This is a genomic window from Telluria sp. AZSoR62 (assembly GCF_058111565.1).
In genome coordinates this window covers 1-257 of sequence record NZ_JBYTST010000409.1, presented here as the reverse complement: position 1 = coordinate 257, position 257 = coordinate 1, and the positions used below count along the sequence as shown (strand labels likewise).

The following is a 257-nucleotide window of genomic DNA, read 5'->3' as shown; positions in this document are numbered from 1 at the left end:
TGAACGAATCGACCATTGCGAACCCGCAATATGCCCTTTGCGGTACACCATGCTCGGCCGCAGATCGATCAGGTTCACATTGTTTAACGCCAACGCCAGCGCCTGGGCGCTGATCAACGGCAACGGCTGGTACGCCACCGGCTGCACAAGCGGCAGCACCAGGCCACTGTCGATACCCCCGCTCAGCACGTAAGCCTCATGCCCCAACTGGCGCAGCCAACTGGCAACAATCGGCGCGCGCACGCCGTCGCTGTCCA

The 257-nt window shown here is 62.3% G+C and carries 1 pseudogene; it reads right to left on the bottom strand.

Features of this window, described 5'->3' with window-relative positions:
• Nucleotides 1–257, bottom strand: a pseudogene (locus tag AC3XQU_RS24275) (sulfurtransferase); the annotation flags it as partial.